Genomic DNA, 19,371 nt, shown 5'->3' with positions numbered 1-19,371 from the left:
TATGACCCTGGGCAGCGCTGCTCCGAAACCCGGGGGGCCGGGAGTCCGTACGGAGCGGGCTGCCGGTCCGGCACGGAGGTCTTCCCGGTACAGCCGGTTCCGCCAGGGCGGCCGGTTGTTCCAGGACCGGGCGCCCGGCGGTCCCGTGTTGCGCCTGTTGATGCGGTGGTTCCGGCGTCCCTTGCTGCCCGCCGTGCGTCTGTGGCGGCGCAACCTGCAGTTGCGGGTCGTCGCGGGCACCCTGCTGATGTCGATCGGTGTGGTGCTGCTGCTGGGCTTCGTCGTGATCGGGCAGGTCCGCAACGGCCTGCTCGACGCGAAGGGCAAGGCCGCGCAGACGCAGGCGGCCGGCGGATTCGCGGCTGCCCAGGCGAACGCGAACGCGCCGCTCGTCCCGGGTGGCCAGGGCGACGACGGGGCCGATGGCATGACGGCCAACACCTCCTGGCGTACCGAGCTGGTCGATCAGCTCGCCAGCGGCGGCACGAACGCCTTCAACGTGGTGGCGCTCAGTGCCGACTCCGCCGAGCAGAGTGCGACCAGCCGGGCACCGCGCGGCTCGGGCAGCGTGGAAGCGTCCAGCGTGCCGCAGCATCTGCGTGAGGCCGTGGACAAGGGGCCCGGGGCGTTCCAGGCGTACTCCCTGATCCGCTACTCGTACGGGAAGGATCCGCAGCCCGGACTTGTCGTGGGCAAGCGGCTCTACGACGTCGACCACAATCCGTACGAGCTGTACTACCTCTTCCCGCTCACGCAGGAGGAGAAGTCGCTGACGCTGGTCACGACGACCCTGGCCACCGCGGGTCTGTTCGTGGTCGTCCTGCTGGGGGCCATCGCCTGGTTCGTGGTACGCCAGGTCGTCACCCCTGTACGCATGGCCGCGGGGATCGCCGAGCGGCTTTCGGCCGGCCGGCTCCAGGAACGGATGAAGGTCACCGGCGAGGACGACATCGCCCGGCTCGGTGAGGCCTTCAACAAGATGGCGCAGAACCTGCAGCTGAAGATCCAGCAGCTGGAGGAGCTCTCCCGGATGCAGCGGCGTTTCGTCTCGGACGTGAGCCATGAGCTGCGGACCCCGCTGACCACTGTGCGGATGGCAGCCGATGTCATTCACGAGGCGCGTGTCGACTTCGATCCGGTGACCGCGCGTTCCGCGGAACTTCTGGGGGACCAGCTCGACCGTTTCGAGTCGCTCCTGTCCGACCTGCTGGAGATCAGCCGGTTCGACGCGGGTGCCGCGGCGCTGGAAGCCGAACCGATAGATCTACGTGCGGTCGTACGGCGGGTGATCGGCGGTGCCGAGCCGCTGGCCGAGCGCAAGGGCAGCCGCATCAGTGTCATCGGTGACGAGCAGCCGGTGGTGGCCGAGGCCGATGCGCGCCGTGTCGAACGGGTTCTGCGCAACCTTGTCGTCAACGCCGTCGAGCACGGTGAGGGGCGGGACGTCGTGGTGCGGATGGGGGTCGCCCAGGGTGCCGTGGCTGTCGCCGTCCGGGACTACGGGGTGGGGCTCAAGCCGGGCGAGGCGACCCGGGTCTTCAATCGTTTCTGGCGGGCCGATCCGGCACGTGCGCGGACGACCGGGGGGACCGGACTGGGCCTTTCGATCGCCGTCGAGGACGCCCGGCTGCACGGCGGCTGGCTGCAGGCCTGGGGCGAGCCCGGTGGCGGTTCGCAGTTCCGCCTCACCCTGCCGCGCACCGCGGACGAGCCGCTGCGCGGTTCGCCGATACCGCTGGAGCCGGAGGATTCGCGGCGCAACCGGGAGAACCGTGAACGGGCCGAGGCGGCCCCGCCGGCGGCCGACCACCGGCTGTTGTCCGTACCGAACCAGACCGGGTCCGCGGCGCGGTCGCAGCTGCCCGTTCCGGAGCGCGCCCCCGTGGCGCCGCGTACAGCACCCGTTTCGGTGCATCCGGCGGCCCTGCCGGGTAATGGCGCACGCGTGGTGTCGCGTCCGGCCGGGGAACGGCCGGGCGGGGGCGACCAGGAGACGCAGGATCCGGACCAGGAGGACACGACTCGTGGAAACTGACCGCCGCCGGGGTGGGCACGGACGTGCGGTGCGGGTGTCCGCACTGCTGGGCTGCGGCATCGTGGTCCTGTCCGCGTGCGGATCGATGCCGGTCACCGGTGATGTCAAGGCGGTCGATGCCTCGCAGCCGGGTGATTCCCAGGTGCAGGTGTACGCCGTGCCGCCGAGGGAAGGTGCCGCGCCGATCGAGGTCGTCGACGGTTTCCTGGAGTCGATGACGAGCGACGACCCCGATTTCAGGACGACCCGCAAGTACCTGAGCAAGGAGGCGGCCCGCACCTGGAAGCCGAGTCACGGCACCACGGTGCTCGCCAAGGCACCCAACCGGAACGGGCCCTCGCTCCGCGACGAGGAGCGCAGGAGCACGGAGACCGCCTACACCCTCACGGGCGAGCAGGTGGCGGCGGTCGACGCGCAGAGTTCCTATCGGCCGCTCGCACCGACGGACTACTCCCAGGTGCTGCATCTGGTGCGGGAGAAGGGGGCGGACGGCAAGCAGGAGTGGCGCATCGACATCGTGCCCGACGGTCTGGTGCTCGGGCAGTCCGACTTCAAGAGGCTCTACCGGTCCGTGAACAAGTACTACTTTGCCGCCGGGCGGACGGACGGTGAGTCCGCGCTCGTCGCCGACCCCGTCTACGTACGGAACCGCACGGATCCGGTCACGCGGATGGACACGGCGACACAGACGGTCCGGACCCTGCTGGAGGGGCCGTCCCACTGGTTGAGGCCGGTCGTCGATTCCCGCTTCCCCACCGGTACGGCGCTGAAGCGCGGGGTCACTTCGCTGGCGCCCGACGACCAGAACGTCCTGAAGGTGCCGCTCAACAAGAAGGCCGACAAGGTCAACCAGGGGGCCTGCCGGATGATGGCGGCCCAGGTGCTCTTCACCTTGCGGGACCTGACCTCTGCGCGGGTCGGCCAGGTGGAGCTCCAGGGCGAGCGCGGCCCGCTGTGCTCCCTCGGGGCCGACGAGGCCGAGGAGTTCGCTTCGGACAACGGGTCCGGTGCCCACGACAGTCAGTACTTCGTGGACGACAAGGGGCACGTGCAGCGGATCCCCGGGAACACCAAGGGCAGCGGCGACCCGGAACCGGTGATCGGCCCGTTCGGCGCCGGGCAGGTGGCCATGAGCGCCGTCGGTGTGGCCCGGGACGAACAGCGGGCTGCCGCTGTCTCGGCCAATCAACAGGATCTCTATGTGTCCTCCCTCGTCGCGGAGAGCGAACCGGCTGAGCCCGTCGTGAGCAGCAGGGCCAGGAAGGCCCAGGACCGGCTGTCCGCCCCGAGCTGGGACGGCCGGGGAGATCTGTGGGTTGCCGACCGTGATCCGGCCGGCCCCAGGCTGCTGCGGCTGACGGGCGGAGAGGGTGAACCGCAGGAGGTCGAGGTGCCCGGCCTGGACGGCGGGAGGATCGAAGCGCTGCGGATGTCGGCCGACGGGGTGCGGATCGCCCTCCGGGTGTCGAAGGACGGGCATACGACGCTGAAGATCGGCCGGGTCGAGCGGACCGGGTCCGGTGAGGCCGAGCAGGTCTCGGTGCAGGATCTGCGCCAGGCGGCACCCCAGCTGGCCGATGTGACCGCAGTTTCCTGGTCGGGCCGCAGCCGCCTCGTGGTGGTCGGCAAGGAGGAGGGCAGCGTGCAGCAGGTCCGCTATGTGCAGGCGGACGGTTCGACGTCGGCCTCCGGCGTCCTGCCCGGTGTGAACCAGGTGACGGCGATCGCGGCTGCGGGCGACGAGCAGTTGCCACTGATGGCGGACACCGAGGGCGACGGGATAGTGAAGCTGTCGCCCGGCGACAACTGGCAGACGGTGCTCAAGGACGGCTCCTCGCTGGTCTACCCGGGCTGAACCACGCGGGCCGGGCGGATCCCCCGGCGCCCGTTCCGGGTTGTCCACAGACGTTGTCCACAGGGGTGGTCCGGTGCTCCTGGTCCCGGCACAGTGGGGATGTGCGGGGATGGTGGCGGGAGATCACCGGGCTGGTCCTGCCGGTGGCCTGCGGTGGCTGCGGCAGGCCGCGCACGGAGCTGTGCGAGGAGTGTTCCGCGGCGCTGTCCGCGGTGCCACGGCGGGTGAGGCCCGATCCCGAGCCTGCGGGACTCCCGCCGGTACATGCCGCGGCGCCGTACGAGAACGCGGTACGCGCGATGCTGCTGGCCCACAAGGAGCGAGGGGCACTCGGGCTGGCAGGGGCACTCGGCGGGGCTCTGGCGGGCGCTGTGAGGGCCGGGACGGGGCAGTCGAGCGGTGCGGGGCCCCTGCTGCTGGTGCCCGTACCGTCGGCGCGGCGTGCCACGGCTGCGCGCGGCCATGATCCCGCGCGGCGCATCGCGCTGGCCGCCGCGGCTGAGCTGCGGCGTGGCGGGACTGCGGCCAGGGTGCTCGCAGTGCTGCGGCAGCGGCGTGCGGTGGCGGACCAGGCGGGGCTCGGAGCCCGGGAGCGCCAGGTGAATCTGGCGGGTGCGTTGGAGGTGGCTGCCGGCGGGCGGCGGCTGCTCGCGGGTGGCCGGGTGGTGCTCGTGGACGACCTGCTCACGACGGGGGCGTCGCTGACAGAGGCGGCACGCGCCGTCCGTGCGGCGGAAAGCACCGTACCCGGTGCGGCGACAGTCCTGAGGGCTGCGGTTGTCTCAGCTTCTCCGTCTGCTTTCGAAATAAACCGGAACTGACAGAAGAATTGCATCTCTGCAGGTAGTGAGTGGGGAAAGGGCCCTGATCGGAGGTACGCGCGAGTAGCGGGTGCCGACACGGTGGTGGGCAGGCTATGTTCGGTTGTGAGGAACGGTGAATGCCGGACCTCGATGAATGCATCACCAGGTTTCGGGCAGGCAACTACCCGGTAGGCCAGAAGCACCGAAGTCGGTGGGGTGGAGACCTTGCCGGCGGGGGAGGAGGAGGTGAAGGTCACCGAGTCCGAGGCTCCGGCGATCACCGGGGCCTGGTGCAAAAGGGAGATGCTCCGCCGCTGAAGCGGAGCGATCCGGGAACGGAGTTCTGCGTGGACATCGTCGTCAAGGGCCGCAAGACCGAGGTGCCCGAGCGGTTCCGCAAGCACGTGGCCGAGAAGCTGAAGCTGGACAAGATCCAGAAGTTCGACGGCAAGGTGATCAGTCTCGACGTCGAGGTGTCCAAGGAGCCGAATCCCCGTCAGGCCGACCGCGCGGCACGGGTGGAGATCACGCTCCGCTCGCGTGGGCCGGTCATCCGGGCGGAAGCGGCGGCAGGCGACCCGTACGCTGCGCTGGATCTGGCCACGGACAAGCTGGACGCGCGACTGCGCAAGGAACATGACAAGCGCTACAGCCGGCGCGGGAACGGCCGTCTGTCCGCTTCCGAGGTGGGTGAGGTGGTGCCGGGCGCCGCTTCGTTCAACGGGGACGGCGAGCTGATCCCCGAGGAGACGCCGTCGGCCGTGCCCACCACCAGGATCGGTTCGCTCGAGGTTCAGGGCGAGGGACCGCTGGTGGTGCGCGAGAAGACGCACGTCGCAGCACCGATGACGCTTGACCAGGCGCTCTACGAGATGGAGCTGGTCGGGCACGACTTCTACCTGTTCGTCGACTCCGAGACCAAGGAGCCCAGTGTCGTCTACCGGCGGCACGCCTACGACTACGGTGTCATCCATCTGAGGACCGACCCGCTGGCCTCCGACGAGGCAGGCGGCGCGGGCGGTGCGCTCGGCGGCTGACGCCATCCCTTTCGTGGTGCCCCTGGAAGTGCTTTTGCGCCCCGGGGGCACCCGCGTGCGACGACAGGATCACCGCACCGGCGTCCGGGCATGAAATCATGGCGTCCCAAGCCAATCGGTGTTCTGCGAAGTGCCGTTGGCGGACAGCCTGTGACCTCAGGCCGTGGCCTTCAGGGGGAGGAACGATGGCGGACACCTTCGGGCCCGTGCGTGATACGAACGCTGCCGACGACGCAGCCGGTGCGGATGCCGGTGCGGACGACGGCAGTTCCCGCAAGGAGCCCATCCGGGTTCTTGTTGTCGATGACCATGCGCTGTTCCGCAGAGGTCTGGAGATCGTCCTCGCGCAGGAGGAGGACATCCAGGTCGTGGGCGAGGCGGGTGACGGCGCGGAGGCGGTCGACAAGGCAGCGGATCTGCTGCCCGACATCGTGCTGATGGATGTACGGATGCCCAAGCGCGGAGGCATCGAGGCTTGCACCTCCATCAAGGAGGTGGCACCCAGCGCAAAGATCATCATGCTGACGATCAGCGATGAGGAGGCCGACCTCTACGAGGCGATCAAGGCGGGCGCCACCGGCTATCTCCTCAAGGAGATCTCCACCGACGAGGTGGCCACGGCCATTCGCGCGGTGGCGGACGGGCAGTCCCAGATCAGTCCGTCGATGGCATCCAAGCTGCTCACCGAGTTCAAGTCGATGATTCAGCGCACCGACGAGCGCCGGCTGGTTCCGGCGCCGCGGCTCACGGAGCGGGAGCTCGAAGTTCTCAAGCTCGTGGCGACGGGGATGAACAATCGCGATATCGCCAAGGAATTGTTCATTTCCGAGAACACCGTGAAGAACCACGTCCGCAATATTCTGGAGAAGCTTCAGCTGCACTCCCGGATGGAAGCCGTGGTCTATGCCATGCGGGAGAAGATTCTCGAGATCAGATAGCGGTCGGTGCCGGGCTCTCCCCGCCCATCTCCCCGTCTGCGGAGCTCACGCGAGGAGGCGGGCGATTTCCGCCATGAGTGGCTCGCGCAGTTCCGGGGCGTCGACCCGCTCCAGCCGGACATCCGTGCAGCCGACCCAGGACGCCGCTTCGACCAGCGCCTCGGCCATCGGCGGCACGGTCTTCCTGCCCTCCAGAGACACCTGGCGGGCGACCAGCGTGGTGCCTTCGCGTGCCGGGTCGACCCTGCCCTGCAGTTTGCCGCCCGCCAGCAGAGGCATCGCGAAGTAGCCGTGGATCCGCTTGGGCCTGGGCACGTAGGCCTCGAGGCGATGGGTGAATCCGAAGATCCGCTCGGTGCGCGCCCGCTCCCAGATCAGCGAGTCGAACGGCGACAGCAGGGTCGTGCGGTGCCGTCCGCGGGGCTCGGAGGCCAAGGCCTCCGGGTCCGCCCAGGCCGGCTTGGCCCATCCCTGCACCGACACCGGGACCAGCCCCGAGTCCGCGACCACGGCGTCGAACTGCTCGCCCTTGAGCCGGTGGTAGTCGGCGATGTCCGCGCGGGTGCCGACACCCAGCGAACGGCCCGCCAGGGCCACCAGTCGGCGCTGGCACTCGGCGTCGTCCAGGTCGTCGTGGAGCACGGCCTCCGGAATCGCACGCTCGGCCAGGTCGTAGACGCGCTTCCAGCTGCGCCGCTCGGTGCACACCACCTCGCCGTACATCAGGGCCCGTTCGACGGCGACCTTCGACGCCGACCAGTCCCACCACTCGCCGCCGTTCTTCGCGCCGCCGAGCTCGGTCGCTGTCAGCGGGCCCTCGGCGCGCAGCTGCTTGATCACCGTGTCGTATGCCCCGTCGGGCAGGTCGTGGTTCCAGTGGGGGCGGGCGCGGTAGGCGCGGCGGCGGAACGCGAAGTGCGGCCATTCCTCGACCGGCAGGATGCACGCGGCGTGCGACCAGTACTCGAACGAGCGGCCACCCGACCAGTACGCCTCGTCGACCGTGCGCCGGCCGACGGCGCCGAGTCGCGCGTAGGGCACGAGTTCGTGCGAGCGGGCGAGGACCGAGATCGTGTCGAGCTGGACGGCCCCGAGGTGACGCAGCACCCCGGGCACTCCGCCCCGGCGGTCGGGAGCACCCAGGAAGCCCTGGGCCCGCAGGGCGATCCGGCGCGCCTGGTCGGCGGAGAGTTCGAGGACGGAAGGCGGCACAGACGTCATGCATCGAACCCTAGAGGGCTGCACCGACATCCGGCTCCGGCCTTCAAGTTTGCTCCCGCTCTCGTCTGCGGGTCTGCTCCCGCTCCGGTCTTCGGGTCTGCTCCCGCTCCCGTCTCCGGGTCTGTTCCTGCCTGGCTTTCGCGGGTCTTCTCGGGCCGTGGCCTTCGATGTCGGCTGGCCGACCGGCCGGCCGCGGTAGTGCGGGGCCGGGACCGGTTCAGGACCGGGCCGGCAGATACGGCAGGGTGCCGGGCAGTCCCAGATCTGCGGGGATCAGCGACCCGATCCAGGTGTCGCGCCGTATCCCCTTGTTGACCAGCGCCGACCGCTGTTCGCCCTCCATGCGGAAGCCCGCCCGCCGGGCGACTGACCGGGACGGGTCGTTGCCGACCTCGGCCCGCCATTCGAGGCGGTCCGCGGCGAGGGCGGTGAATGCCCAGTGGGCCCCGCCGAGGACCGCTTCCGTCGTGAAGCCGAGGCCGCGGTGCTCCCGGGCCGTCCAGTAACCGACCTCGTACGTTCCCGGGTGGCTGTGGCGGGTGATGCCGAGGGCGCCGACAAGCGGTCCGTTGTCCCGCAGCATCACAGCGAAGTTGTACGCCGAGTCCTCCTGCCAGCCGGCCGGGGAGAGTTTTCCGGTGAAGAGCTCCGCGTCGGCGCGGGTGTAAGGGGAAGGAACGACCGTCCATCGCTGGATGTCCGGATCCTGGCAGGCGGCGTACGCCGTGTCCGCGTCCTGAGGTCCGAAGGGCCGCAGAACCAGGCGTTCCGTGGTGAGGGTGATCGGTTCCATGCAGGGATTGTGGTGTTCCGGCACCCGGGAAGCGAACACTTTTCGGGCTTCCCGGCACCTTCCGCACCCTTGAGCCGTTGTCCTGGAAGGGTGCAGCGAGGGCAACGCTGTGGCAGCTCTCCCGGCGCGGCGGGGTCCTCGCTTACGATGACCGTTGCGGTGGGGCCGACCTGCCGTGCCCGCGCCAGAGTCCATTACACGACCCAGTGCCAGGCCCGACCGGCAAGGAGACCAGCCTCAGTGTCCGTCTTCAACAAGCTCATGCGTGCAGGCGAAGGCAAGATCCTGCGCAAACTGCACCGCATCGCGGACCAGGTCAGCTCCCTCGAAGAGGACTTCGTCAACCTCTCCGATGCCGAGCTGCGGGCGCTCACCGACGAGTACAAGGAACGGTACGCGGACGGCGAGAGCCTGGATGACCTGCTTCCCGAAGCATTCGCGACCGTCCGTGAGGCCGCCAAGCGCGTTCTCGGACAGCGCCACTACGACGTTCAGATGATGGGCGGAGCCGCCCTGCACCTCGGCTATGTGGCCGAGATGAAGACCGGCGAGGGCAAGACCCTCGTCGGCACCCTGCCCGCTTATCTCAACGCACTCTCCGGCAAGGGAGTGCACCTGATCACGGTCAACGACTATCTGGCCGAGCGTGACTCGGAGATGATGGGCCGGGTCCACAAGTTCCTCGGTCTCGACGTCGGCTGCATCATCGCCAACATGACGCCGGCGCAGCGCCGTGAGCAGTACGCCTGCGACATCACGTACGGAACGAACAACGAGTTCGGCTTCGACTACCTCCGCGACAACATGGCGTGGTCCCAGGACGAGCTCGTCCAGCGCGGCCACTACTTCGCCATCGTCGACGAGGTCGACTCGATCCTCGTCGACGAGGCACGTACGCCGCTGATCATCTCCGGCCCGGCCGACCAGGCCACCAAGTGGTACGGGGACTTTGCCAAGCTGGTCACGCGTCTCGCCAGGGGTGAGGCGGGCAACCCGCTGAAGGGCATCGAGGAGACCGGCGACTACGAGGTCGACGAGAAGAAGCGGACCGTGGCCATCCACGAGCCCGGTGTCTCGAAGGTCGAGGACTGGCTCGGGATCGACAACCTCTACGAGTCGGTGAACACGCCGCTCGTCGGGTACCTCAACAACGCGATCAAGGCCAAGGAACTCTTCAAGAAGGACAAGGACTACGTCGTCATCGACGGCGAAGTCATGATCGTCGACGAGCACACCGGCCGTATCCTCGCCGGCCGCCGTTACAACGAGGGCATGCACCAGGCCATCGAGGCGAAGGAAGGGGTGGACATCAAGGACGAGAACCAGACGCTCGCCACGATCACCCTGCAGAACTTCTTCCGCCTGTACGGCAAGCTCTCGGGCATGACCGGTACGGCGATGACCGAGGCCGCCGAGTTCCACCAGATCTACAAGCTGGGCGTCGTGCCGATCCCGACGAACCGCCCGATGGTCCGTGCCGACCAGTCGGACCTGATCTACCGCACCGAGGTCGCGAAGTTCGCCGCGGTCGTCGACGACATCGCCGAGAAGCACGAGAAGGGGCAGCCGATCCTGGTCGGCACCACCTCGGTCGAGAAGTCCGAGTACCTCTCGCAGCAGCTCTCCAAGCGGGGTGTCCAGCACGAGGTGCTGAACGCCAAGCAGCACGACAGGGAAGCGCCGATCATCGCCCAGGCGGGCCGCAAGGGTGCCGTCACCGTCGCCACGAACATGGCTGGACGAGGCACCGACATCAAGCTCGGCGGCAACCCCGACGACCTCGCGGAGGCGGAGCTGCGCCAGCGGGGCCTCGACCCCGTCGAGCACGTCGAGGAGTGGGCTGCGGCACTGCCTGCCGCGCTGGAGAAGGCCGAGCGGGCCGTCAAGGCCGAGCACGACGAGGTCAAGGATCTCGGTGGGCTCTATGTGCTGGGCACCGAGCGGCACGAGTCGCGGCGCATCGACAACCAGCTGCGCGGTCGTTCCGGCCGTCAGGGCGACCCGGGCGAGTCCCGGTTCTACCTCTCGCTGGGCGATGACCTGATGCGGCTGTTCAAGGCGCAGATGGTCGAGCGCGTCATGTCGATGGCGAACGTTCCCGACGACGTACCGATCGAGAACAAGATGGTGACCCGCGCGATCGCCTCCGCGCAGTCGCAGGTGGAGCAGCAGAACTTCGAGACGCGTAAGAACGTCCTGAAGTACGACGAGGTGCTCAACCGGCAGCGCGAGGTCATCTACGGCGAGCGTCGTCGTGTCCTGGAGGGTGAGGATCTGCAGGACCAGATCCGTCACTTCACGGACGACACGATCGACGACTACATCCGGCAGGAGACCGCCGAGGGCTTCGCCGAGGAGTGGGACCTGGACCGGCTGTGGGGTGCCTTCAAGCAGCTCTACCCGGTGAAGGTCTCGGTCGCCGAGCTGGAGGACGCGGCGGGTGACCTGGCCGGGGTCACGGCCGATTTCATCGCCGAGTCGGTCAAGGACGACATCCACGAGCAGTACGAGGAGCGCGAGAAGTCGCTCGGCTCGGAGATCATGCGCGAGCTGGAGCGGCGCGTGGTCCTGTCCGTCCTGGACCGCAAGTGGCGTGAGCACCTCTACGAGATGGACTATCTCCAGGAGGGCATCGGTCTGCGGGCCATGGCGCAGAAGGACCCGCTGGTCGAGTACCAGCGCGAGGGCTTCGACATGTTCAACGCCATGATGGAGGGCATCAAGGAGGAGTCCGTCGGCTACCTGTTCAACCTGGAGGTCCAGGTCGAGCAGCAGGTCGAGGAGGTTCCGGTGCAGGATTCGGCGGAGCGGACCTCGCTCGCGAAGCAGGATGTGCCTGTGGCGGCCGCTGCCCGTCCGGAGATCCGGGCCAAGGGCCTGGACGCCCCGCAGCGTCCGGACCGGCTGCACTTCTCCGCTCCCACGGTGGACGGGGAGGGCGGCATCGTCGAGGGCGACTTCACCAATGGTGACGGTGAGCGGTCCGAAGGCGACGGAATGACGCGTGCGGAGCGCCGCAAGGCGCAGAAGAGCGGTGGCGGCGGTGGGCGTCGCCGCAAGAAGTAGCGCTGATCGTTGAAGGGCCTGGGCCGGACACCACGTGGTGTCCGGCCCAGGCCGTTTCTTCGGGCCGGTGAAGGGCTGCGGAGGGCTGTGGAGGCCCCGTGGTGTCCGTACGGAGCTGCGGGGCGGCCTGTCGTGGCCTGTGGCGGCTCCTGCGGGGCTTTGCGGGACCTGTTGCGGGTCACGCGGCCCGTGGCGGGGAGCAGGGCGTCGTGCTGCGGGTTATCCGACGGCCGAGAGGCGTTCGCCTCCGAGGTCCACCGCGGCGCAGCGCCAGCGGAGATCGGGGCCCTGCTCCAGCCGGAAGGCCATGGCGCGGACCTGTTCGCCCGTGGCGATGCTGGCGAAGGCCTCGACCACGCCGGTGGCCGGCTGGGTGCCGTGGCAGGCGCGTACGACGGGGCGCCTGCTCCCCGCGCCGAGCGGCGCGTCCGGAGCGAGTTCGGTCAGCTGGTCGTAGGCCTCGCCGATCGTGTGGCCGAGCATCCAGTGCACCGGGCGCTGGCCGCTCAGGACGGCGAGCAGGCGTTCGGCGAACCACTGGTGCGGGCGCAGCGGCCGCCGGTGCCGCTGGGGTGCCCGCTGCGGCGGTACGGTGCCCGGTCCGGACCGGTCGCGTCGTCCGGCAGGCCTGGTCTTGTCCGTGCTCATGGTCATAGCCCCCGTGCTGTCCGGAGCCCGGTCGCATACCGAGCGATACCGGGCGGTAACTTCTGTTGGGGATCTTCTACGGGACGGCCCCCCGGCCCGCAAGCTGCGCCTGGCGCGGGGCGGGCCCCCGGAGAGATCACCTATCCGGGTGGCGGGCCCCGCGCCGCAAGGGGACCGGCGGGGGTGACGGCCGTTGCGGGGTGGACAGGAGGGGGCGGTGTGCGAACCCCGATGGGGGACCTCCCACGTATCCTGAGGGCGACGTCGACTACGAAAGCGGTCAGCCATGCGTGTGTACGTCCCTCTGACCCTCTCCGGTCTCACAGCGGCGCACGGGGCGGGCGAGCTCGGTCCCGGGCCGCTGACTGCCTATGCGGTGACTCCCGGGCTGCGCGAGTGGTACGTCTCCGACGACATCGAGGAGCTGGAGTACGCGGCGCTCAACCGGGCCGCCTCCGCCTCCCTGCGGCTGATCGCCGGGAAGCCGGACGAGCCCCGGCGCCGGGTGGTCGTCGCGTTCGACGTGGCGGACGGAGCGGCGGTCGCCGATCCGGATCACATCCTGGACGCGGCATCGCTCGGCGAGGTGCGGATCGCGGACACCGTGGCCCTGTCGAAGGCCGCCGCCGTGCATGTGGACGCCGATGACGCCGAGAAGGACGTCGCGGCGGCGGCGGCTGCCCTGGGGGCGGCGGACCTCGGTGACGACGACGCGCAGTTCACGGTGGACGGTGCGGAGGACCATGAGCTGCTGTGGTTCGCGGTCCAGGAGATCCCCGGTCTGATCGGCTGAGTGTCGTACCCGGCGAGTATTTTTCTATCCATGGCGACTTCGGCTAAGCAACGCACTCATCTGGTCTGGGACTGGAACGGCACGCTGCTCGATGACATCCACGCGGTCATCGGGGCGACGAATGCCGCCTTCGCGGAGGTCGACCTGGCGCCGATCACGCTGGAGCAGTACCGCGAGATGTACTGCGTGCCGATACCCAAGTTCTACGAGCGCCTGCTCGGCCGGCTGCCCACCGAGGCCGAGTGGGACCGCATGGACGGCATCTTCCACCGCCACTACGCCGAGCGGCGGGTCGCCTGTGCACTGACCGAGGGTGTCGAGGAGCTGCTGGCGCGGTGGGGGCGGTCCGGCCACAGCCAGTCGCTGCTCAGCATGTACGGCCACGAGCAGTTGGTTCCGGTGGTGCGGGGGTACGGCATCGAGAGCCATTTCGTGCGCGTCGACGGCCGTACCGGTCCGTCCGGCGGAAGCAAGGCGCAGCACATGGAGCGGCACTTCGAGGCCTTGGAGAAGCTCTCCCGGATATCCCCCGAGCGCGCGGTGGTCATCGGGGACGCGGTGGACGATGCCGTGGCGGCGGCCCATGTCGGGGCGCGTGCGGTGCTCTACACCGGTGGTTCGCACAGCCGTAGCAGCTTGGAGGCGGCGGGGGTGCCGGTGGTGGACACGCTGGCAGAAGCCGTCGCACTGGCCGAGCTGATGGCGGTCTGAGCGGGGTCTGCGGGGAGCCGCGGAGTCCCGGCGGGCGGGCGCACCGCGCTGACTGATACGTGCCGGAACGCACCCGCGCGATGTCCAGAGTGTCAAAGTTCGGGTTCCTATTTTGTACATATGCGGCTCATGACGGTTGTGGGTGTGGGGGCGATAGCCTTGTGCCGTGATCAGCGCGATACGCCTCGGGGGCAGCGAAGCCCCCGGCCTGCGCCCGGAGTGCTACAGCACCCGGGCGATCCGTGATCTCCGAATCCCGGGCCGACTGCCAAGAATGGCCAATATGGTCCCGGGTGTCTCCCATGGCGGCATAGCGTCGACCAGACCGGAAACCCCGTGTCGTGGCGGTACGTCGTCTTTTCTCACCTACGTCACGCAACGGCGCGCGACAGGAGCCAGAGGACATGCAGACCAAGCTGGACGAAGCCAAGGCCGAGCTGCTCGCACGGGCGGCCCGGGTAGCTGACAACAGTCCGGGCGGTGGTGTCGGCGGCCCGGGAGGTACCCCCCAGGTGCGCCTCGCCGAGGCCGGCAGCGGGGCCGATCAGGGTGAGCGGCCGAGCCAGGACATGCTGCTCGCCTACCTCCAGCGCTATTACCTGCACACCGCTCCGGAGGACGTCACCGACCGTGACCCGGTCGATCTCTTCGGCGCTGCCTCTTCCCACTACCGCCTCGCGGAGAACCGCCCGCAGGGCACCGCGAACGTCCGGGTGCACACCCCGACGGTCGAGGAGAACGGCTGGACCTCCAGCCACTCCGTCGTCGAGGTCGTCACCGACGACATGCCGTTCCTGGTCGACTCGGTCACCAACGAGCTGTCCCGGCAGGGCCGGGGCATCCACCTCGTGATCCACCCGCAGGTCGTCGTCCGCCGCGATGTCACGGGCAAGCTCATCGAGGTCCTCGCCGAGGACAGGCACCGGGCGACCGGTGTGAAGAGGGGCAAGGGCCGCACGGAGGCCAAGGCCGAACTGCCGCACGACGCCCTCGTCGAGTCGTGGATCCACGTCGAGATCGACCGGGAGACCGACCGCGCCGACCTGAAGCAGATCACCGCCGATCTGCTCCGTGTCCTGTCCGACGTGCGGGAGACCGTCGAGGACTGGGAGAAGATGCGCGACGCCGCCCTGCGGATCGCCGACGACCTCCCCGCCGAACCCCTCGACGACCTCGGTGACGACGAGGTCGAGGAGGCCCGCGAGCTGCTGCGCTGGCTCGCCGCCGACCACTTCACCTTCCTCGGCTACCGCGAGTACGAGCTCAGGGACAGCGACGCGCTGAGCGTCGTCCCCGGCACCGGACTCGGCATCCTGCGCTCCGACCCGCCGCACAGCGAGGACGAGGCGCACCCGGTGAGCCCCTCCTTCGACCGGCTGCCCGCCGACGCCCGCGCCAAGGCCCGTGAGCACAAGCTGCTGGTCCTGACGAAGGCCAACAGCCGTGCGACCGTCCACCGGCCCAGCTATCTCGACTACGTCGGGGTGAAGAAGTTCGACGCCGACGGCAACGTCATCGGTGAGCGGCGCTTCCTCGGGCTGTTCTCGTCCGCCGCGTACACCGAGTCCGTACGCCGGGTGCCCGTCGTGCGCCGCAAGGTCGCCGAGGTGCTCGAGGGCGCGGGCTTCACGCCCCACAGCCACGACGGCCGTGACCTGCTCCAGATCCTGGAGACGTACCCGCGCGACGAGCTCTTCCAGACGCCCGTCGACCAGCTGCGCTCCATCGTCACCTCCGTGCTCTACCTCCAGGAGCGCCGCAGGCTGCGGCTGTACCTGCGCCAGGACGAGTACGGGCGCTACTACTCCGCGCTCGTCTATCTGCCGCGCGACCGCTACACCACCGGTGTGCGGCTCCGGCTGATCGACATCCTCAAGGAGGAACTGGGCGGCACCAACGTCGACTTCACCGCTTGGAACACGGAGTCGATCCTCTCCCGGCTGCACTTCGTCGTCCGGGTCCCGCCGGGCACCGAGCTGCAGCACCTCACCGACGCGGACGCCGACCGCATCGAGGCCCGTCTCGTCGAGGCCGCCCGCTCCTGGGCCGACGGCTTCCAGGAAGCACTGAACGCCGAGTGCGGTGAGGAACGTGCCGCCGAGCTGCTGCGCCGCTACGGGCACTCCTTCCCGGAGGGCTACAAGGCCGACCACTCGCCGCGTGCAGCCGTGGCCGACCTGGTCCACCTCGAAGCGCTCAAGAGCGACAGGAAGGACTTCGCGCTCAGCCTGTACGAGCCGGTCGGAGTCGGCCCCGGCGTGCGCCGCTTCAAGATCTACCGGACCGGTGAGCAGGTCTCCCTCTCCGCCGTGCTCCCCGCGCTCCAGCGGCTCGGCGTCGAGGTCGTCGACGAGCGTCCCTACGAGCTGCGCTGCGCCGACCGTACGAACGCCTGGGTCTACGACTTCGGCCTGCGCATGCCCAAGGCCGGCGGCAACGGCGGCTACCTCGCCGACGACGCCCGGGAGCGTTTCCAGGAGGCCTTCGCCGCCGTCTGGACCGGAAAGGCGGAGAACGACGGCTTCAACGCCCTCGTACTGGGCGCCGGGCTCGACTGGCGCCAGGCGATGGTGCTGCGCGCCTACGCGAAGTACCTGCGCCAGGCGGGTTCGACCTTCAGCCAGGACTACATGGAGGACACCCTCCGCAACAACGTCCACACCACCCGGCTGCTGATCTCCCTCTTCGAGGCCCGGATGTCGCCGAGCCGTCAGAAGGCCGGTACGGAGCTGACCGACGGGCTGCTGGAGGAGCTGGACGGGGCCCTGGACCAGGTCGCCTCGCTCGACGAGGACCGGATCCTGCGCTCCTTCCTCACCGTCATCAAGGCCACGCTGCGGACCAACTTCTTCCAGCTGGCCGACGACGGCGAGCCGCACGGCTACGTCTCGATGAAGTTCGACCCGCAGGCCATCCCGGATCTTCCCGCGCCCCGACCGGCGTTCGAGATCTGGGTGTACTCGCCGCGTGTCGAGGGCGTCCACCTGCGTTTCGGCAAGGTCGCCCGCGGTGGTCTGCGCTGGTCGGACCGGCGGGAGGACTTCCGTACGGAGATCCTCGGCCTGGTCAAGGCGCAGATGGTCAAGAACACCGTGATCGTGCCGGTCGGCGCCAAGGGCGGCTTCGTCGCCAAGCAGCTCCCGGACCCGTCCGTCGACCGTGACGCCTGGATGGCGGAGGGCATCGCCTCCTACAAGACGTTCATCTCGGCGCTGCTCGACATCACCGACAACATGGTGATGGGCGAGGTCGTGGCGCCCGCCGATGTCGTGCGTCACGACGAGGACGACACCTACCTCGTCGTCGCCGCCGACAAGGGCACGGCGAAGTTCTCCGACATCGCCAACGACGTGGCCGTCGCGTACGGCTTCTGGCTCGGTGACGCCTTCGCCTCCGGCGGCTCCGCCGGCTACGACCACAAGGGCATGGGCATCACCGCCCGCGGTGCCTGGGAGTCCGTCGAGCGGCACTTCCGTGAGCTCGGCCACGACACCCAGACCGAGGACTTCACCGTCGTCGGTGTCGGCGACATGTCCGGTGACGTGTTCGGCAACGGCATGCTGCTCTCCGAGCACATCCGGCTGGTCGCGGCCTTCGACCACCGCCACATCATCATCGACCCGAATCCGGACGCGGCCACCTCGTACGCCGAGCGGCGCCGGCTCTTCGACCTGCCGCGCAGCTCCTGGGCCGACTACAACAAGGAACTGCTCTCCGCGGGCGGTGGAATCCACCCGCGTTCGGCGAAGTCGATCCCGATCAACGCGCACATCCGCGAGGCGCTCGGCATCGAGTCGAAGGTCGCCAAGATGACGCCCGCCGAGCTGATGCAGAACATCCTCAAGGCGTCGGTCGACCTCGTGTGGAACGGCGGCATCGGTACGTACATCAAGTCGTCCGCCGAGTCGAACGCCGATGTCGGCGACAAGGCCAACGACGCGATCCGGGTCAACGGCGAGGACCTGCGTGCCCAGGTCGTGGGCGAGGGCGGCAACCTCGGGGCCACCCAGCTCGGCCGCATCGAGTTCGCACGCTCCGGCGGCAGGATCAACACCGACGCGATCGACAACAGCGCCGGTGTGGACACCTCCGACCACGAGGTGAACATCAAGATCCTGCTCAACGGTCTGGTCCGGGACGGCGACATGACCGTCAAGCAGCGCAACAAGCTGCTCGCCGAGATGACCGACGAGGTCGGCCGGCTGGTCCTGCGCAACAACTACGCGCAGAACATCGCGCTCTCCAACGCCTGCGCCCAGGCACCGTCACTGCTCCACGCCCACCAGCGCTTCATGCGCAGGCTCGGCCGCGACGGGCACCTGGACCGGGCACTGGAGTTCCTGCCGAACGACCGGCAGATCCGCGAACTGCTGAACCACGGCAAGGGGCTGAGCCAGCCCGAACTGGCCGTGCTGATCGCGTACACCAAGATCACGGCAGCCGACGAGCTGATCTCCACCAGCCTGCCGGACGACGCGCATCTGCAGAAGCTGGTGCACGCCTACTTCCCCCCGCAGTTGAGCGAACGCTTCCCGGAGGCTGTCGACGGGCACGCGCTGCGCCGCGAGATCATCACGACGGTACTGGTCAACGACACCGTGAACACCGCGGGTTCGACGTTCCTGCACCGGCTGCGGGAGGAGACCGGGGCGTCGCTGGAGGAGATCGTGCGGGCGCAGTTCGCCGCCCGTGAGATCTTCGGCCTCTCCAAGGTGTGGGACGCCGTCGAGGCGCTCGACAACCAGGTCGCCGCCGATGTGCAGACCCGGATCCGTCTGCACTCCCGTCGGCTCGTCGAGCGCGGTGCGCGCTGGCTGCTCGGCAACAGGCCGCAGCCGGTCGAGATCGCCCAGACCGTCGAGTTCTTCCGCGACGGTGTCGGGCAGGTCTGGAACGAACTGCCCAAGCTGCTCAGGGGCGCCGACCTCGAGTGGTACCAGTCGATCCTCGACGAACTCACCTCGGTGGGGGTCCCGGACGAGCTGGCGGTGCGGGTGGCCGGGTTCTCCTCGGCCTTCCCGGCGCTGGACATCGTGGCGATCGCGGACCGTACGGGCAAGGACGCGCAGGCCGTGGCCGAGGTCTACTACGACCTGGCCGACCGGCTGGGCATCACCCAGCTGATGGACCGGATCATCGAGCTGCCGCGGGCCGACCGGTGGCAGTCCATGGCCCGCGCCTCCATCCGCGAGGACCTGTACGCGGCGCACGCCGCGCTGACCTCGGACGTGCTGTCCGTCGGCAACGGGACGTCGACGCCCGAGCAGCGGTTCAAGGCCTGGGAGGAGAAGAACGCGGCGATCCTGACGCGGTCGCGCTCCACCCTGGAGGAGATCCAGGGCTCGGACGCCTTCGACCTGGCGAACCTGTCGGTGGCCATGCGGACGATGAGGACCCTGCTGCGTACGCACGCGTGAGCGAGGGCGGCCGGCGGCCGCCAGGACCACGACCGCCGGACGGGCCCATCGCCC

The 19,371-nt window shown here is 69.1% G+C and carries 12 protein-coding genes; 9 read left to right on the top strand and 3 right to left on the bottom strand.

Annotated elements, in window-relative coordinates; translation table 11 throughout:
* The first annotated feature begins 1 nt into the window (after window position 1).
* The 5 genes from mtrB (at window position 2) to ACFWBQ_RS37260 (ending at window position 6,668) form a co-directional block, all read left to right on the top strand.
* On the top strand, window positions 2-2,035 hold the full coding sequence (gene mtrB / locus ACFWBQ_RS37280; RefSeq protein ID WP_385508212.1) for an MtrAB system histidine kinase MtrB: 2,034 nt from the start codon (window positions 2-4) through the stop codon (window positions 2,033-2,035).
* Window positions 2,036-2,063: 28 nt separating this feature from the next.
* Window positions 2,064-3,890 (top strand): LpqB family beta-propeller domain-containing protein, encoded by a 1,827-nt coding sequence (locus ACFWBQ_RS37275; protein WP_385508242.1) that lies wholly within the window; start codon window positions 2,064-2,066, stop codon window positions 3,888-3,890.
* Between the two features lie 101 nt (window positions 3,891-3,991).
* Window positions 3,992-4,711: a ComF family protein gene (locus ACFWBQ_RS37270; RefSeq protein ID WP_385508209.1), complete on the top strand. Its 720-nt coding sequence runs from the start codon at window positions 3,992-3,994 to the stop codon at window positions 4,709-4,711.
* 329 nt (window positions 4,712-5,040) lie between these two features.
* On the top strand, window positions 5,041-5,730 hold the full coding sequence (gene hpf, locus ACFWBQ_RS37265) for a ribosome hibernation-promoting factor, HPF/YfiA family (RefSeq protein ID WP_329210404.1): 690 nt from the start codon (window positions 5,041-5,043) through the stop codon (window positions 5,728-5,730).
* Window positions 5,731-5,915: 185 nt separating this feature from the next.
* Window positions 5,916-6,668, top strand: coding sequence for a response regulator (locus ACFWBQ_RS37260; protein ID WP_385508205.1), 753 nt, complete (start codon window positions 5,916-5,918; stop codon window positions 6,666-6,668).
* A gap of 45 nt (window positions 6,669-6,713) precedes the next feature.
* Here the strand turns inward: ACFWBQ_RS37260 and ACFWBQ_RS37255 are convergent, their stop codons facing one another.
* Window positions 6,714-7,889 (bottom strand): winged helix-turn-helix domain-containing protein, encoded by a 1,176-nt coding sequence (locus ACFWBQ_RS37255; RefSeq protein WP_385508203.1) that lies wholly within the window; start codon window positions 7,887-7,889, stop codon window positions 6,714-6,716.
* Window positions 7,890-8,106: 217 nt separating this feature from the next.
* Window positions 8,107-8,682, bottom strand: a complete 576-nt coding sequence (locus ACFWBQ_RS37250; protein WP_385508200.1) for a GNAT family N-acetyltransferase — start codon at window positions 8,680-8,682, stop codon at window positions 8,107-8,109.
* Between the two features lie 240 nt (window positions 8,683-8,922).
* Between ACFWBQ_RS37250 and secA the strand changes: the two genes are divergently transcribed.
* The gene (gene secA / locus ACFWBQ_RS37245) at window positions 8,923-11,748 is read left to right on the top strand and encodes a preprotein translocase subunit SecA (protein WP_385508198.1); all 2,826 of its coding nucleotides are present in this window, start codon (window positions 8,923-8,925) and stop codon (window positions 11,746-11,748) included.
* Between the two features lie 219 nt (window positions 11,749-11,967).
* On the opposite strand, the gene ACFWBQ_RS37240 is transcribed toward secA, so the two are convergent.
* Window positions 11,968-12,396 carry an Rv3235 family protein gene (locus ACFWBQ_RS37240; RefSeq protein WP_385508238.1) on the bottom strand — a complete coding sequence of 143 codons (429 nt, stop codon included), beginning with the start codon at window positions 12,394-12,396 and terminating at the stop codon, window positions 11,968-11,970.
* A 286-nt stretch (window positions 12,397-12,682) separates the two neighbouring features.
* On the opposite strand from ACFWBQ_RS37240, the gene ACFWBQ_RS37235 reads away from it, so the two are divergent.
* From ACFWBQ_RS37235 to ACFWBQ_RS37225, 3 genes are all read left to right on the top strand, one after another.
* On the top strand, window positions 12,683-13,189 hold the full coding sequence (locus ACFWBQ_RS37235; RefSeq protein ID WP_385508195.1) for a DUF6912 family protein: 507 nt from the start codon (window positions 12,683-12,685) through the stop codon (window positions 13,187-13,189).
* 30 nt (window positions 13,190-13,219) lie between these two features.
* Window positions 13,220-13,900, top strand: coding sequence for an HAD family hydrolase (locus tag ACFWBQ_RS37230; RefSeq protein ID WP_385508192.1), 681 nt, complete (start codon window positions 13,220-13,222; stop codon window positions 13,898-13,900).
* Between the two features lie 404 nt (window positions 13,901-14,304).
* Window positions 14,305-19,317 (top strand): NAD-glutamate dehydrogenase, encoded by a 5,013-nt coding sequence (locus ACFWBQ_RS37225; RefSeq protein WP_385508189.1) that lies wholly within the window; start codon window positions 14,305-14,307, stop codon window positions 19,315-19,317.
* Window positions 19,318-19,371: the final 54 nt, after the last annotated feature.

Origin of the sequence: Streptomyces sp. NPDC060035, assembly GCF_042736635.1 — a bacterium.
In the GTDB taxonomy this organism is placed as follows: domain Bacteria; phylum Actinomycetota; class Actinomycetes; order Streptomycetales; family Streptomycetaceae; genus Streptomyces.
This window is presented reverse-complemented; position numbering and strand designations above follow the sequence as displayed.

Excerpts from the sequence above, each read along its gene's own strand:
- mtrB (WP_385508212.1), top strand. The coding sequence starts at position 2 with ATGACCCTGGGCAGCGCTGCTCCGAAACCCGGGGGGCCGGGAGTCCGT.
- ACFWBQ_RS37260 (WP_385508205.1), top strand. The coding sequence starts at position 5,916 with ATGGCGGACACCTTCGGGCCCGTGCGTGATACGAACGCTGCCGACGAC.
- ACFWBQ_RS37255 (WP_385508203.1), bottom strand. The coding sequence starts at position 7,889 with ATGACGTCTGTGCCGCCTTCCGTCCTCGAACTCTCCGCCGACCAGGCG.
- ACFWBQ_RS37250 (WP_385508200.1), bottom strand. The coding sequence starts at position 8,682 with ATGGAACCGATCACCCTCACCACGGAACGCCTGGTTCTGCGGCCCTTC.
- ACFWBQ_RS37240 (WP_385508238.1), bottom strand. The coding sequence starts at position 12,396 with ATGAGCACGGACAAGACCAGGCCTGCCGGACGACGCGACCGGTCCGGA.
- ACFWBQ_RS37235 (WP_385508195.1), top strand. The coding sequence starts at position 12,683 with ATGCGTGTGTACGTCCCTCTGACCCTCTCCGGTCTCACAGCGGCGCAC.
- ACFWBQ_RS37230 (WP_385508192.1), top strand. The coding sequence starts at position 13,220 with ATGGCGACTTCGGCTAAGCAACGCACTCATCTGGTCTGGGACTGGAAC.
- ACFWBQ_RS37225 (WP_385508189.1), top strand. The coding sequence starts at position 14,305 with ATGCAGACCAAGCTGGACGAAGCCAAGGCCGAGCTGCTCGCACGGGCG.